Origin of the sequence: Oscillibacter acetigenes (genome assembly GCF_025567605.1) — a bacterium.
Lineage (GTDB): Bacteria > Bacillota > Clostridia > Oscillospirales > Oscillospiraceae > Oscillibacter > Oscillibacter welbionis.
This window is the reverse complement of record NZ_JAOQKG010000002.1, coordinates 176753-191244: the sequence shown is the minus strand read 5'-3', so window position 1 is coordinate 191244 and position 14492 is coordinate 176753. Positions and strand designations below refer to the sequence as shown.

At 63.1% G+C, this 14492-nt stretch carries 14 protein-coding genes; 4 read left to right on the top strand and 10 right to left on the bottom strand.

The features are described 5' to 3' along the window. Positions 1-20 precede the first annotated feature (20 nt). Together yfbR and mtaB are read right to left on the bottom strand one after the other, a co-directional pair. Positions 21-596: a 5'-deoxynucleotidase gene (gene yfbR / locus OCV80_RS04815; RefSeq protein WP_267288246.1), complete on the bottom strand. Its 576-nt coding sequence runs from the start codon at positions 594-596 to the stop codon at positions 21-23. A 1-nt stretch (position 597) separates the two neighbouring features. After that, positions 598-1887 (bottom strand): tRNA (N(6)-L-threonylcarbamoyladenosine(37)-C(2))-methylthiotransferase MtaB, encoded by a 1290-nt coding sequence (mtaB, locus tag OCV80_RS04810; RefSeq protein ID WP_119310574.1) that lies wholly within the window; start codon positions 1885-1887, stop codon positions 598-600. A gap of 110 nt (positions 1888-1997) precedes the next feature. On the opposite strand from mtaB, the gene OCV80_RS04805 reads away from it, so the two are divergent. Genes OCV80_RS04805 through OCV80_RS04790 form a run of 4 tightly spaced genes read left to right on the top strand, consistent with a single transcriptional unit; the run spans position 1998 to position 6100 of the window. Then, positions 1998-3134, top strand: a complete 1137-nt coding sequence (locus OCV80_RS04805; RefSeq protein ID WP_119310573.1) for a cysteine desulfurase family protein — start codon at positions 1998-2000, stop codon at positions 3132-3134. Positions 3135-3173: 39 nt separating this feature from the next. Continuing rightward, positions 3174-4559, top strand: a complete 1386-nt coding sequence (locus tag OCV80_RS04800; protein ID WP_021748879.1) for an MATE family efflux transporter — start codon at positions 3174-3176, stop codon at positions 4557-4559. Further along, positions 4559-5383: a putative RNA methyltransferase gene (locus tag OCV80_RS04795; protein WP_021748878.1), complete on the top strand. Its 825-nt coding sequence runs from the start codon at positions 4559-4561 to the stop codon at positions 5381-5383. The genes OCV80_RS04800 and OCV80_RS04795 overlap by 1 nt, the downstream gene beginning before the upstream one ends. Positions 5384-5398: 15 nt before the next feature. Continuing rightward, positions 5399-6100 carry a cysteine hydrolase family protein gene (locus tag OCV80_RS04790; protein WP_021748877.1) on the top strand — a complete coding sequence of 234 codons (702 nt, stop codon included), beginning with the start codon at positions 5399-5401 and terminating at the stop codon, positions 6098-6100. Between the two features lie 58 nt (positions 6101-6158). On the opposite strand, the gene abc-f is transcribed toward OCV80_RS04790, so the two are convergent. From abc-f to pstC, 8 genes are all read right to left on the bottom strand, one after another. Further along, positions 6159-7652, bottom strand: a complete 1494-nt coding sequence (gene abc-f / locus OCV80_RS04785) for a ribosomal protection-like ABC-F family protein (protein ID WP_025544789.1) — start codon at positions 7650-7652, stop codon at positions 6159-6161. 376 nt (positions 7653-8028) lie between these two features. Then, entirely contained in the window at positions 8029-9690 is a 1662-nt protein-coding gene (locus OCV80_RS04780) for a sensor histidine kinase (protein ID WP_021748874.1), read from the bottom strand. Between the two features lie 18 nt (positions 9691-9708). Further along, entirely contained in the window at positions 9709-10377 is a 669-nt protein-coding gene (locus OCV80_RS04775; protein WP_136891473.1) for a response regulator transcription factor, read from the bottom strand. A 69-nt stretch (positions 10378-10446) separates the two neighbouring features. Then, entirely contained in the window at positions 10447-11106 is a 660-nt protein-coding gene (locus OCV80_RS04770) for an HD domain-containing protein (RefSeq protein WP_021748872.1), read from the bottom strand. A 48-nt stretch (positions 11107-11154) separates the two neighbouring features. Further along, on the bottom strand, positions 11155-11802 hold the full coding sequence (gene phoU, locus OCV80_RS04765) for a phosphate signaling complex protein PhoU (protein ID WP_025544788.1): 648 nt from the start codon (positions 11800-11802) through the stop codon (positions 11155-11157). A gap of 13 nt (positions 11803-11815) precedes the next feature. After that, complete coding sequence (pstB, locus tag OCV80_RS04760; RefSeq protein WP_021748870.1) at positions 11816-12571, bottom strand: phosphate ABC transporter ATP-binding protein PstB; 756 nt, start codon at positions 12569-12571, stop codon at positions 11816-11818. A 15-nt stretch (positions 12572-12586) separates the two neighbouring features. Further along, on the bottom strand, positions 12587-13441 hold the full coding sequence (gene pstA, locus OCV80_RS04755) for a phosphate ABC transporter permease PstA (protein WP_021748869.1): 855 nt from the start codon (positions 13439-13441) through the stop codon (positions 12587-12589). Positions 13442-13447: 6 nt separating this feature from the next. Further along, positions 13448-14296: a phosphate ABC transporter permease subunit PstC gene (gene pstC / locus OCV80_RS04750; protein ID WP_394802909.1), complete on the bottom strand. Its 849-nt coding sequence runs from the start codon at positions 14294-14296 to the stop codon at positions 13448-13450. Positions 14297-14492 lie beyond the last annotated feature (196 nt).

Sequence of the window (14492 nt, the reverse complement as noted above, 5' to 3'; positions counted from 1 at the left end):
GCGCCAGGGCGGTTCTTTGTTCACTGCAGCTCGTCCAGGGTCAGGGAGAAGCTGTCCATAAAGGTCTCCAGAAAGTACGTCACTTCCGGCAGTTCGTAGCCCTCCAGGGCTTTCCGGGTCTGGCCGGCGGCCTGCCGGAATTCGTTGTTGCCGGCTTTCAGCTCCTCTATACACTTGATATAAGCGGAGAGCTTGTCCGCCGCCTTCACCACCTGCCGCACCTCCGGGTCGGACTGCGTCAGGATGGGCCCGTACACCCCCTGAAGCTCCGGCGGCAGCATGTGGAGCAGCTTGCCCTCCGCCACCGCCTCCACGTCCTTGTAGGCGTTTCGGATGGCCGGGTTGTCGTACTTGATGGGGGTGGGCATGTCGCCGGTCAGGATCTCGCTGGCGTCATGGTACAGCGCCGCCACCGCCACGGCGCCGGGGTCCAGGCGGCCGCCGAACTTCTCGTTGCGGATCACCGCCAGAGCGTGGGCCAGGACGGCCACCTGATGACTGTGCTCCTGGACGTTCTCCGGCGCGGTGTTGCGCATCAGGGCCCACCGCTGGATGAACCGCATCCGGGAGATGTAGGCAAAGAAATGGCTCTTCATGTCAGTCCTCCAAAAGCTCACCCAGCAGGGATGCTCCGTCAGTGCCGGTGACTTTCACATTCCGCACCTGGTTATGCAGGTCCGTCCCGTCCGCCAGCACCTCCATATAGTTGGGTGCGTGGCCGAAATACCTGCCGTCCTTGGGCTGTTCAAAGAGGACGGGATACACCGCTCCCACACAGGCCGCGAGATAGTTCCGGTGGAGCGCCTCCGCCACCGCCGCCGCCTGGCGGGCCCGCTCTTCCTTCACGGCCTTCGGCACCTGACGCATCTTGGCCGCCGGGGTGCCGGGCCGGACGGAGTAGGGGAAAATGTGCATCTGGGCAAAGCCGCACCGGCGGATGAAGTCCAGCGTCTGGGCAAATTCCTCCTCCGTCTCCTCCGGAAACCCGGTGATGAGGTCCGTGGTGACAGCGGGGTGGTCAAAATATTGATTTAAAAGTGCAACGGACTGCGCATATCGAGTGGTATCGTATTTCCGGTTCATTCGCTTCAGGGTGTCGTCGCATCCGGACTGCATAGACAAGTGGAACTGGGGGCAGAGGTTCGGCAGGGCGGCCGCCCGGCGGCAGAACTCCTCTGTGATGGTCCGGGGCTCCAGGCTCCCCAGCCGGATGCGGACAGCCGGTGCGGCGGTGCAGACAGCCTCCAGTAGGTCGATCAGGGTCTCTCCGTTCTTCAGGTCCTGGCCCCAGGAGGAGATCTCGATGCCCGTCACCACGATCTCCCGGTAGCCCTCTGCCGCCAGGGCCCGAGTCTGCTCCACGGCAGTGGGGACGGGCAGGGACCGCACCCGTCCCCGGGCGTATGGAATGATGCAGTAGGTACAGAAGTTGACGCACCCGTCCTCCACCTTCAGCATGGCCCGGGTGCGGCCCCCCAGGCCGCCGGCGGGCAGGACCTCGAACACCCGCCGCTCAAAAGGCTGGTCGATGGCCTCGATCTGCCGCTTCTCCGCCGCGGCCTCTTCCAGAAGGCGGATAAAACCCGTCCGGTCGCCGGTGCCGGAGATCAGGTCCACCCCCAGCTTCCGCACGTCGTCCGCGTGGGTCTGGGGATAGCAGCCGCACACCGCCACCACGGCGCCGGGGTGCTTCCGCTGGACGCCGTGGATCACCTGCCGGGACTTCTGGTCGCTGACTGCCGTGACGGAGCAGGTGTTCACAATATAGGCATCCGCCTCATCGGAAAACTCCGTGAGCGTGTGCCCCCTTGCCAGCAGCTCCTGCTCCATGGCCTGAGTCTCATATTGGTTCACCTTGCAGCCCAAGGTATAGATGGCAACTTTCATGGAATCTCCTTGCACTTTCCGCAAAACCTTTATATAATAACTTGATGCGTTTCGATTATACTGTAATTTTTACTGTTGGGCAAGGCCCAACTGCAAGGAGATCGTTTTTCATGATTTATCTGGACCACGCCGCCACTACGCCCGTTCCCCGGGCGGTGGCGGATGCCATGTATGAGGTGCTCACCGAACAGTTCGGCAACCCCAGCTCCCAGTACCCCATGGGGCTGGAGATGAAGCGCCGGGTGGAAGTCTGGCGGAAGACCGTGGCGGACGCACTGGGCTGTGGGGCCAAGCAGCTGTTCTTCACCTCCTGCGGCACGGAGGCGGACAACTGGGCTGTCACCGCCGCCTGCTGGCAGAACCGCCACCTGGGCCGCCACATCGTTACCACCGCAGTGGAGCACAGCGCCGTGCTGGAAGCCTGCCGCTGGATGGAGCGGCAGGGATACGAGGTGACGTATCTTGTCCCGGCTCAGGACGGCTCCCTCTCTGCGGAGCAGGTCCTCGCCGCCGTCCGGCAGGACACGGCGCTGGTGTCCTGCATGCTGGTGAACAACGAGCTGGGAAACATCTATCCCATCGCTGAGATCGCCCGGGGCCTGGCGGTGAAGAACCCACAGACGTTGCTGCACACCGACGCGGTCCAAGGCTTTTTGAAGGTCCCATGCTCCGCAAAAACGCTGGGGGCGGACTTCCTCACCATCTCCGCCCACAAGATCGGCGGGCCCAAGGGCATCGGCGCTCTGTACATCGGTCCCCGGGTCCGGAATCCAAAGCCGCTGCTGGCCGGCGGCGGGCAGGAGGGCGGCCTCCGGGCCGGCACCGAAGCCACGGCCCAGATCGCGGGCTTTGCCAGGGCTGTGGAGCTGCGGCGGGAAAATTTGGAGGAGAAACTCCTCTGCATGGCGAAAATCCGGGACTATGCCGCAGAGCGGCTGTCTGCCATCCCCGACTTGAAAATCCTCTCCGCTCCCGGCGGCGCGCCCCATATCCTCTCCATCTCTCTCGTGGGCTGGCCCAGCCAAAATATTGTCAATGACCTGGGCAGCCAGGGCGTCTGCATCTCCGCCGGCTCCGCCTGCCATCAGGGCAAGCCCAGTCACGTGATCGCGGCCTTGAAGCTATCCAAGAAGGTCTCCGGCGGGGTGATCCGCCTGAGCTTCGGCCCGGAGACTGACAAGGGCGACATCGACGCCTGTGCGGACGCCCTGCGGCGCCACCACGACACGCGGATGCCCATGCTGTAAGGCAATTTTACTTTTCAGTTTCAAGAGGTTTCGTCTTTTATGTTTCGTCATCTTCATCGGGAGCCCGGCTTCTACAAGCGGCTGTTCTTGCTGGCTCTGCCGCTGATCCTGCAGAATCTCATCACCACTTCCCTGGGATTTGTGGACACCTTCATGGTGGGTATGCTGGGGCAGAATGAGCTGTCCGCTGTCACTGCCGCCAACACGCCCATCTACCTGCTCCAGATCATCATCCTGGGCCTGCTCAGCGGACTCTCCGTCCTGGCCAGCCAGTACTGGGGCAAGGGGGACACCGACAGCATCAACCGCTGTATGGGCGTCAGCCTTTACGCCGGGCTCATCATTGCGGTTTCCGTGGCCGCTGTGCTGTTCTTCTTCCCCCTCCATGTGATGGCTCTGGTGACCAACAACGACCTGCTCATTGAGTTGGGCGCCCCCTATCTCCGGATTGTTGGCCTCAGCTATATCTTCAACACCATCAGCTCCGTCTACATCGGCATGCAGCGCAGCACGGAGAATCCCGCCATGGGCATGATCGTCTTCGGCATCTCCATGCTGACCAACACGGGCTTGAACTACATTCTTATTTTCGGCAAGTTCGGCGCGCCTGCGCTGGGGATCACCGGTGCTGCCATTGCCACCCTGACCTCCCGGGTGCTGGAGTTCGTGATCGTCGCGGTCTATGCCCCCCGCTACCGCCGAGTGCCCCTGATGCTCCGCCTGCTGCTGCGGCCCGGCGGGGCCATGGCGCGGAGCTTCCTGAAATACGCCACCCCCGTTCTGGTGAACGAGGTGCTGTGGGGTCTGGGCGTCAGCGTTATGACCGCCGTCATGGGCCACATGGCCATCAGCACGGATATGCTGGCGGCCCACGCCATCATGGGCAACATCGACAAGTTCTCCACTGTGGCCTGCTTCGGCATCGCAGGCGCCACCGCCGTGATTGTGGGCAAGCGGATCGGTGAGGGCGCCGGCCGGGAGGAGGTCTACTCTCTGGGCTGCTGCCTGCTGACGGTCTCCTTCGGAGTGGGTCTCGTGGTGTCGGTGTGCCTGGCGGTCCTCCTGCCTACGGTGTTCATCCCCTATCTCTATCCTCTGTTCCATTTGGAGGGGCTGGCGCTGGAGATCGCCGTCACCATGTGCGTCGTATATCTCTTCATGCTGCCGCTGAAGGCCTTTGACATCACCAACATCACCGGCCTGCTTCGGGCGGGCGGCGACTCCCGCATGGCCTCCATCATCGACCTGAGCTGCCAGTGGGTCATCGCTGTACCTCTGACCTTCCTGACTGCCCTGGTGTTCAACGCCCCGGTAGCGGTGGTGTGCCTATGCATCCAGTCGGAAAATGTGTGCAAGTGCCCCTGGGGTATCCTGCGGCTGCGGAGCCGGAAGTGGATCAACGATGTGACGGGCGAGGACACGTGATGGAAAGTCTTTTCCGCTGCCCCGTCTGCGGGGCGCCGCTGGACCGCGGAGACCGGGCCTATCGCTGCCCGGCCGGACACAGTTATGACATCGCCCGGGAGGGCTACACCTATCTGCTGCCCCCCAATCAAAAGCACTCCGCCGCGCCGGGGGATGACCGGGATATGGCCGCCGCACGGCGGGATTTCCTCTCCAAGGGGTATTATGACCTGCTTCTCAATACGCTCTGTTGTCAGATTTTGTCTCTTTCCGGCGAATCGCCGGTGATCTGGGACGTGGGCTGCGGCGAGGGATTCTACACCTCCGGCATCTTCCGGACCCTGGCCGCCGCGGGAAAATCCCCCCGGATGGCGGGAACCGACATTTCCAAGCCCATTCTCCGATCCGCCGCCAAGCGGGAGAAAGGCATTGCGTGGGCTGTGGCCTCCTCCTTCCACCTGCCGGCGGCGGACGGCGCGGCGGACATTCTGCTGGACTGCTTCTCCCCCCTGGCGCTGGAGGAATTCCGGCGAGTGCTGAGGCCGGGCGGGCACTTCCTCTACGTGGTGCCCGGACCGGACCACCTCTGGGAGCTGAAGCAGGTCCTCTACGACCGTCCCTATCCCAATGAGGAAAAGGAGACCCCCTATGAGGGGTTCGCCTATCAGTCCATCGTGCCGGTGGAGGGCACCATCACCCTCCCCTGCCAGGCAGACATCCGCGCCCTGTTCCAGATGACGCCCTATTACTGGAAGACCCCCAAGACAGGTGCAAAGCGTCTGGCGGACCTGGAGTCTCTCACCACCCGTATCTCCTTTCGCATCCATATTTTTCAAAAACTCTGACAGGAGGTTCTGCTGATGAAACCCAATCCCACCCGCTCCGCCCTGCTGGTCATCGATATGGAAAACGGCTTTGTTCATCCGGAGGGCGGACACTGGATCCGCTTCGCCCAGTCCATGGTCCCCAACTGCGTCCGGGCCGTGGAGCTGGCCCGGGCCAAGGGCATTCCGGTATTCTTTGTCAAGCGGCTCTACCGCGCTGACGGCAGCGATGTGGAGCTGACCCGTTACCCCGGCTGGGTCGCTGGCGGCCGGGCCTGCCGCCCCGCCTCCACCGGTCCCAACAGCGCCCAGGCACCGGAGGGCCTGCGCCCCCAGCCCGGGGACTACACCATCATCAAGCCCAGGTGGAGCGCCTTTTTCCAGACGGAGCTGGACCTGATCCTCCGGCGGCTGGACGTGCGGACGGTGATCCTCACCGGCACCACCACCCCCAACTGCATCCGCACCACCTGCTATGACGCCATCGCTCTGGAGTACAACACCGTGGTGCTGACGGACTGCTGCTCCTCCCATACCGAGGAGATCCAGCGGGTGAATCTGGAGGACATGGCCCGGGCGGGCGCCATTTTGATGGACTCGGCGTCCTTTGCCGACTACGGCCCCGGCACAGTGGAGGACCTCTCCGCCGCCATCCGGGCCCGGATGCTGGAAGAGGACACGGTGCCCGAGCCCTTCCGGTCGGAGGACGGCCAGGTATTCTGGCCCGACCTCTGGTAATCACAAAGGAAAACGGACGCCCTCCGCACAACTGCGGAGGGCGTCTTCTTGTTTCGAGTCATTCCCTCTGGATCCGGATGCGCCGGGTGGCGATCTCGTCGCAGAAGCGGGCGTCGTGCTCCACGAACAGCAGGGTCGGCCGACAGGCCAGCAGCAGATCCTCCACCTGCATCCGGGAGATGACGTCGATAAAGTTCAGCGGCTCATCCCACACGTACAGGTGTGCCTGTGTGCAGAGGCTTGCGGCCAGCAGCACCTTTTTCTTCTGGCCGCTGCTGTAATCTGCCAGGTCCTTCTCAAACTGCTCCCGTGGAACATCCAGCTTCCGCAGGATGGTCCGGAACCGGCTGCCGTCCAGACCCTGGGTCCGGACAAACTCCGTCAGGCTGCCCCGCAGGTGGTCCGTATTCTGGCTGACATAGGACACCACCAGGCCGCTCATGGTCTCCACCGTGCCGCTGTGGGGGATCTCTTCCCCCAGCAGCAGCTTCAGCAGGCTGGACTTGCCGCAGCCGTTTGCGCCCTGGAGGGCGATCCGCTCCCCCGCCAGCACCTCGAAGGTGATCTCCCGGCAGACCCTGCGACCGTTGTAGCACACGGCTACGTCCCGGAACTCCGCCAGCCGCGCACCCGTCCGGCAGGGCAGGGGCGTAACCGCCAGCGCCTCCTGCCGCTCCAGGTTCTGCAGCAGCTGCTTCTTCTCCTCCACTGCCTCCTCCCGGCGGCGCTGGATGGATTTGGACCGCTGCATCAGCTTGGCCGCCTTGTGGCCCACAAAGCCCCGGTCCGCTGCCTTGGCCCCGGTCTTGTCCACACCGAACTTGCTCTTCTCCGTCCGGTCCGACCAGCCGGAGGCACGGCGGGCGGACTCCGTCAGCCGCCCGATGTCCTTCTGCAGCTTCTCCTGCCGGGCCAGTTCAAAGGCGTCCTGCCTCCGGCGGTTCTCCCACCAGGAGGAGAAATTCCCCCGCTGGATCTCAATATTGGTCCGGTTGATGGCCAGAATATGGTCCACACACTGGTCCAGGAACGCCCGGTCATGGGATACCAGCAGAAATCCCCGCTTCCGGGCCAGATAGCTCCCCAGCTTCCGCCGTCCCTCCAGGTCCAGATGGTTGGTGGGCTCGTCGATCAGCAAGAAGGCATTCTCCTTCAAAAACATGGCCGCCAGCAGCACCTTGGTCCGCTCCCCGTTGGAGAGGCTGGAAAAGGGCAGCTCCAGTGATCTCTCTGCCAGGTCCAGAAGCCCCAGCTCCCGCTGGATCTCCCAGTCCTCCGCCTCCGGCGCGATCTCCCGCACCACCTCCAGGCCCGTCCGGGACAGGTTCGCCACCTCGTAGGGGAAGTACTCAAATTCCACAGAGGCGGAGATGGTGCCGCTGTACGGGTACTCCCCCTGGAGCAGCCGCAGGAAGGTGGTCTTTCCCCGGCCGTTCCGCCCGGTAAAGCCCAATTTCCAGCCGCTATCGATCTGAAAGCCCACATGGTCAAAGATGAGCTCCGGACTGCCCTCGTATCCAAATGTCAGATTCGAGACGTCGATCATGGACATATCGCATTCCTCCTTTGCGCAGACCCTCATGTGCGGTCTGGCGCACCGCAGACTTCGGCAAATGCCGCGCACATGAGCGTCTCATCCGTCATTTCCGATTCGCCGTGCTTTTGCGCAGCAAAAAACGGCCGCGGGAGAGCAGACCTCTCCCGCGGCCGGGCATACGGCATTCACCCCGCATCCGGGGCTGTGCGATACCTGGGTGAGATCAGCGGTCTGCCTTCCCTGCAATGGCATGGAAAAAGACGCTGCGTCTTCGCCGCAGCAACCCTCTATGCCAAAACACGAAGGTCAGATCCGCATCTTCACACCCCTCCAATCATTCATCAATCTCCGGTTATCCTAGCACACTTCCGCCGGGATTGCAAGCCCCCCCTCATGCTCCCGCCTTCGGAAAGGTAAGCGTAAAGGTGCTGCCGTGGCCCGGTTCGCTGTGGAGCTCCACCTGGGCACCCAGATAGGCCGCCCCGTGCTTGACGATGGAGAGCCCCAGTCCCGTGCCGCCGGAGGAATGGCTCTTGTCCACCCGGTAAAACCGCTCGAATACCCGGCCCTGGGCCTCCCGGGGAATGCCGATGCCGGTGTCCGCCACCGTGATCCGGGGGCCGAAGGCGGTATTTTCCACCGTGACGGTGACGCTGCCGTTCGCCCGGTTGTAGGCGATGGCGTTGTCGCAGAGGTTGTAGACGATCTCCTCCACGATCTGGGGTACGCCCCGCACCAGAGCCTCGCCGCCCTGGAGCCGGGTGGTCACCTGTTTCCGCTGGGCCGCCGGAGCCAGCTGCTCCAGGACGGCTCGCGCCTCCTCGTACAGATCCACGGTCTCCCACTGGCCCAGGCCGCCGCCCTCGTCCAGGCGGGACAGCTTGATGATGTCGTTCACCAGCCCGATGAGCCGCTCCGTCTCCCGGTGGATGTTCCCGGCGAAGTGGGGGACGTCCTCCGGCTTCACCAAACCGTTCTGCAGGATCTCCGCCGTACCCAGGATGGAGGTCAAGGGCGTCTTCAGCTCGTGGGAGACGTTGGCGGTGAACTCCCGCCGCAGCCGCTCCCGCTGCTCCTTCTCCGTCACATCCAGGATCACCAGCACCGCACCCGCGATCTGGCCGTCCTGTTCCACAGGACTGGCGATGATCTGGCGGCAATCATCGTCCTTTTCCAGCAGCTGCTCACACCGCCGACCGGCCAGAGCCTCCTCCACGCAGCGGCGGAAGCCCGCCTCCCGGTTCAGGGCGTAGACGCTCTCTCCCTCCTCTGTGGGGACCTGCGCGTAGAGCAGCCGCAGCACGGCGGAATTGTAAGTCAGCACCCGCGTCTCCTGGTCGATCACCAGGAAGCCCTCGCTCATGTTCTCCGTGATGGCGGTGAACTCCTCCTGCCGGCGCTTTAAATCCCGCATCTGCCGCTGGATCTGCCTCTGCTGGCTGCGGAGCTTGGACAGCAGGGGCGTCAGCTCCTCATAGGTCTCGCTGCCGGCGGGGTCATTGAGGTCGATGGCGTTGATGGGCTCCACCAGCTGCCGCGCCACCCGGGAAGCCAGCGCCATGGCCAGGATGAAGGCCAGCAGCATCATCAGCGCCACCGGCTGCAGCGCCTGCAGTACCAGGACCCAGACGGAATACTGGGCGCTGGACACCCGCAGCACCGTTCCGTCAGCAAGCCGCTGGGCCGCATACAGCGTCTGCTGGGAAAGCGTGTCCGAATAGCGGACCGCATGTCCCTTCCCCAGGATCAGCGCCTCCCGGATCTCCTCCCGCTGGGCGTGGTTCCCCATCTCCTCCGGGTCCTGCCGGTTGTCGAAGAGCACGGTGCCGTCCGCATCCACCCAGGTAATCCGGTAGCTGCCGGGCAGATCCTCTGTGAGATAGTCCGTGCCATTCTCCTCTACCCCATGGGCGATGTACTCTGCCAGACTCTCCAGCTCACCGGAGACCCGATCCTGGAAATAACCGTGGAGCACGCCCACGATCAGCACCAGGCTGGCCAGCAGCACTGCCAGGGACACGCCCAGGATGGAGCGAAAGATCCGTTTCGTCATGTCTCTCCAGCCCTCCTGTCAGTTCACAGGGCTGATCTTGTAGCCATAGCCCCGGACCGTCTCGATGTAAACGCCCGCCTCTCCCAGCTTCTGGCGGAGGGTCCGCACGTGGACGTCCACGGTCCGGCTCTCGCCGGTAAAGGCGTAGCCCCAGACGTTCTCGATCAGCTGCTCCCGGGAAAGCACCTGGCCGGGGTTGCGCAGCAGCAGGCACAGCACTTCAAACTCCTTCTGGGTCAGGATGGTCTCCTGTCCCCGGACCCGGACGATGTGCTGCCCCGGATCCACCTCCAGAATGCCGCAGCGGAGGGTGCCGTTCTCCGTCTCCGTCCGCCGCAGCAGCGCCCGGATGCGGGAGAGCAGCTCCATCATGCCGAAGGGCTTGGCCACATAGTCATCGGCGCCGCCGTCCAGACCCACCACCTTGTCGTACTCCGTGCCCTTGGCCGTCAGCATGATGACCGGCAGCTTGGCCGTGCGGGGCGTGGCCCGGAGCTTTTTCAGGACGCTGAGTCCATCCTCCTCCGGCAGCATGATATCCAGCAGCACCAGGGCAGGCATCTGCTCTCCCACGGCCTGCCAGAACAGGGAGGGCAGCGGAAAGCCCCTGGCCTCCATACCCTGGCTGTTCAATGTATAGATCACAAAATCCCGGATACTGTCGTCATCCTCCAGCAGATAGATCACAGATATCCCTCCCCATTCAATCTCTCCGCCCCGCTGGAGGGACGGAGGGTGTCTCCCTCCGGCGGCCGGTCAGATCAGCTGCTGCTCGTTAATCATCAGCTTGAACTGCAGGCCCAGCTTCTCCGCTGCCTTTCGACAGAGGAGCATCCGGCCCATGAAGATCTCAAAATAGTCCATGACAGAGCCGTACTTCGTGTCCACGGACAGCTTCAGCTTGATGAGCGTGTGCTCCTCGTTGATCTTCAGGACGGACTTCTTCACCGAGTAGTTCACCCGGTCATGGATGTCGAAGCTGGCCATATCCGGATTCCGGACCCGGCTGCGGCGGACGTCGGACTTGTCCGCCAGGATCAGTGCCGCCGCCACGGCGTTCACCGGCATGCCGGTGCCCTCGTCGTGGTTGCCGATGGCGGTGACGATGGTGGCGATCTCCTCCGGAGGACAATCCATGTTGTCCAGAATGCGGAAGGCCATGACCGCACCGGACTGGGAGTGATCCACCCGGTTCACCAGGTTGCCGATGTCGTGAAGAAACCCGGCGATCTTTGCCAGCTCCACCGTCCGCTCCGGATACCCCAGGGTGGAGAGGATATAGGCGGCGTTTTCCGCCACCGCCGTCACGTGGGCAAAGCTGTGCTCCGTATAGCCCAGAGCGGTCAGAGACTCGTCCGCCCTCTGGATATAGGTCCGGACCGCAGAATTGTTTTTCACATCCTCATAGGTAAGCATGGCCCCTCCCCCTTTTCAATATCGGCGCCGCGCCTGTGCGCAGGCCGCTCAGTTGTTGGAGGGGTGATTCCCCGTAATGGAGTACTCCACCCACTCCGCCACGTTGGTGGCGTGATCGCCGATCCGCTCCAGATACTTGGCCACCATGATGAGATCCAGCCACAGCTCGCCGGAGTCGGCGTCTGCGGCGATCAGCCCGATCAGCTCCTTTTTCACCTGGTTGAACAGGTCGTCCACCTGGTCGTCTTCCCGGCAGACCTCCCGGGCCAGCTCCAGATCCCGCTTTACAAAGGAGTCCACACTGTCTGTCACCATCCGGATGACGGCCTTGGACATCTCCTCGATCCGCTGGCGGCCGGGGCCGTCCGGCAGACGCACGAACCGGGTCAGCTCCGCGATGTCCGCCGCCTGGTCCCCGATCCGTTCCAGATCGGAAATCATCTTCAGCGCAGAGGAGATCTCCCGCAGGTCCCGTGCCACGGGCTGCTGCTGCAGCAGCAGCTTCAGGCAGAGGTTCTCCACCTCCCGCTCCTTCTGGTCGATCTCCCGCTCCGCCTCCCCGGCGGCGCGTGCCAGGTCCTCGTCACCCTTCATCAGGGCCTGGGCCGCGGCAGAGATGGCATCCTCACACAGGGCGCCCATCTGGATCATTTCCACGTGCAGCCGCTCCAGCTGCTCGCCAAATCTGTTTCTCACCTTACGTCCCTCCTTAGCCGAACCGGCCGGTGATGTAGTCTTCTGTGCGCTTGTCCGTGGGGGTGGAGAACAGTGTCTCCGTCCTGCCGAACTCCACCAGATCCCCCAGCAGGAAAAACGCCGTGTTGTCGGAGACACGGGCGGCCTGCTGCATATTGTGGGTCACCATGATGACAGTATACTTGCTTTTCAGTTCCACTGCAAGGTCTTCGATCTTGGAGGTGGAGATGGGGTCCAGGGCGCTGGTGGACTCATCCATCAGCAGGATCTCCGGCTCCACTGCCAAGGCACGGGCAATGCACAGCCGCTGCTGCTGGCCGCCGGAGAGGCCCAGGGCACTCTTCTTCAGCCGGTCCTTCACCTCGTCCCAGATGGCGGCGGAGCGGAGAGAGTTCTCCACGATCTCGTCCAGCTTGGCCCGGGAGCGGATGCCGTGGGTCCGGGGGCCGTAGGCCACGTTGTCATAGATGCTCATAGGGAAGGGATTGGCCTTCTGGAACACCATGCCGATCTGCTTGCGCAGCCAGGTGGTGTCCACATTGGGGGCGTAGATGTTCTGCCCGGCGTAGTTGACCTCCCCCTCAATGCGGATGCCCGGTACCAGGTCATTCATCCGGTTCAGGGTCTTCAGAAAGGTGGACTTTCCGCAGCCGGAGGGGCCGATCAGGGCGGTGATCTCATGCTCCGGAATGTCGATATTCACACCGTGGAGGGCATGGTGCGCCCCGTACCACAGATTCAGGTCCTTTACTTGAATGATGGTGGACATTTCGTATCCTCCTCGTCAGTTTTTCTTCAGCTTCCGGCCCACCAGATTGGCGGACAGGTTGATGACCAGCGTCAGCAGCATCAAAATGGTGGCGATGGCGAAGGCGATGTCTGTCTCGCCCCGCTCACTGGCATACACATACAGGGCCACGGTCAATGTGGCGGAGGAGGATTCCAGCGCAGTCACAAAGTTATTGAGCACCAGGCCGAAGCCGGCGGTGTACAGCAGCGCCGCGCTCTCGCCCACAATGCGGCCCACCGCCAGGATGCAGCCGGTGACGATGCCGTCCACCGCGTTGGGCAGCACCACAGTGCGGACCATGTGCCATTTACCGGCGCCCATGGCCAGGGCGCCCTCCCGGTAGGAGTCCGGCACGGTCTTCAGGCTCTCCTGGGTGGTGCGGACGATGGTGGGCAGGATCATCACCACCAGGGTCAGGCCGCCGGCCAGCACACCGGTCTTCAATCCCATCATCTGGATGAAGAACAGCATACCCACCAGGCCGAAGATGATGGAGGGGATGCCGGTGAGGGTCTCGGTGGCGAACTCGATGACAGCCACCAGACGCCGGTTGGTGGCGTACTCCGTCAGATAGATGGCGGCGCCCACGCCCAGGGGCAGCACGATCACCATGGACAGCAGGATGATATAGAGCGTGTTGAGGATATTGGGCAGGATACCGATGGTGTCGTTGATATAGCTGGACTGGGTAGACAGCAGCTCCCAGCTGATGAATGGGACGCCCCGGTAGAAGATATAGCCGATGATCAGAACCAGCAGCGCGCAGGTGAGGAAGCCGCAGAAGTACAGCACCACCCGCAGGCCCTTGTCGTACAGCTGGCGCCGGGGGGACAGGGTATGAGATTCCATGTTCGGTCAGTCCTCCTTTTTCCGCTTGATAAAGACGTTGAGGAACACATTGATCAGCATGATGAAGAGGAACAGCACCAGGCCGATGGAGAACAGGGCATTGCGGTGGAGGGAGCCCACGGAGGCGTAGGACATCTCCGAGGCAATGGCGGTGGTCAAAAACCGCACCGGCGTCAGCAGGCCCGGCATATTGGCCACATTGCCCGCCACCATAATGATGGCCATGGCCTCACCGATGGCCCGGCCGATGCCCAGCACAATGGCGGTGGCGATGCCGCTGCGGGCAGCGGGCACGCTGACGCGGAACACGGTCTCGATATGGGTGGCCCCCAGGGCCAGAGACGCCTCCTCATACTCCCGGGGCACGGCGCGCAGCGCCGTCTCCGACACGGAGACGATAGAGGGCAGAATCATCACCGCCAGCACGATGATAGCCGCCAGGAGCGTGGCGCCGGAGGGCAGGTCAAAGGCCACCCGGATGGCGGGCACCAGCAGGATCATACCCACCAGGCCGTACACCACGGAGGGGATGCCGGCCAGCAGTTCCACTGCCGCATGAACTACGGCGGCAAACTTAGGCGGCGCCACCTTGGACAGGAAAATGGCCGTCATCAGGCCGATGGGCACCCCCACGAGAATGGCCCCCGCCGTGCCCGCGAAGGAGGTGAGGATGATGGCGAAGATGCCGAAGTCTCCGGTAGAGGCATACCAGCGGGTCCCGAACAGGAAGTTGATGGGCCCGATCTCCAGAATGGCCGGCAGGCCCGAGATGATAAGGTAGATGCTGATGAGGAGCACGAACGCCACAGCCACCATGCCGCAGATAAAGAAGAGGGCATTCATCACCCGCTCCATGGCCTTCAGGGCTTTTTTCCCGGTCATGGGCTCCTTTTTCCTGTCGGCGGTGCCGACCAGCGCGCCGTCCATGGCGGCCTTCACAGCCTGCCCCGCGATTTCATGTTCCATAAGGTTCTCCTTTGTTCCCGGACAAGGCGTCCGTCCAGATTTCAGCGGAACGGCCGCCGCCCCAGTGGTGGGCACGGCGGCTGAC

Excerpts from the sequence above, each read along its gene's own strand:
- yfbR (WP_267288246.1), bottom strand. The coding sequence starts at position 596 with ATGAAGAGCCATTTCTTTGCCTACATCTCCCGGATGCGGTTCATCCAG.
- mtaB (WP_119310574.1), bottom strand. The coding sequence starts at position 1,887 with ATGAAAGTTGCCATCTATACCTTGGGCTGCAAGGTGAACCAATATGAG.
- OCV80_RS04805 (WP_119310573.1), top strand. The coding sequence starts at position 1,998 with ATGATTTATCTGGACCACGCCGCCACTACGCCCGTTCCCCGGGCGGTG.
- OCV80_RS04800 (WP_021748879.1), top strand. The coding sequence starts at position 3,174 with ATGTTTCGTCATCTTCATCGGGAGCCCGGCTTCTACAAGCGGCTGTTC.
- OCV80_RS04795 (WP_021748878.1), top strand. The coding sequence starts at position 4,559 with ATGGAAAGTCTTTTCCGCTGCCCCGTCTGCGGGGCGCCGCTGGACCGC.
- OCV80_RS04790 (WP_021748877.1), top strand. The coding sequence starts at position 5,399 with ATGAAACCCAATCCCACCCGCTCCGCCCTGCTGGTCATCGATATGGAA.
- abc-f (WP_025544789.1), bottom strand. The coding sequence starts at position 7,652 with ATGTCCATGATCGACGTCTCGAATCTGACATTTGGATACGAGGGCAGT.
- OCV80_RS04780 (WP_021748874.1), bottom strand. The coding sequence starts at position 9,690 with ATGACGAAACGGATCTTTCGCTCCATCCTGGGCGTGTCCCTGGCAGTG.
- OCV80_RS04770 (WP_021748872.1), bottom strand. The coding sequence starts at position 11,106 with ATGCTTACCTATGAGGATGTGAAAAACAATTCTGCGGTCCGGACCTAT.
- pstB (WP_021748870.1), bottom strand. The coding sequence starts at position 12,571 with ATGTCCACCATCATTCAAGTAAAGGACCTGAATCTGTGGTACGGGGCG.
- pstA (WP_021748869.1), bottom strand. The coding sequence starts at position 13,441 with ATGGAATCTCATACCCTGTCCCCCCGGCGCCAGCTGTACGACAAGGGC.
- pstC (WP_394802909.1), bottom strand. The coding sequence starts at position 14,296 with ATGGAGCGGGTGATGAATGCCCTCTTCTTTATCTGCGGCATGGTGGCT.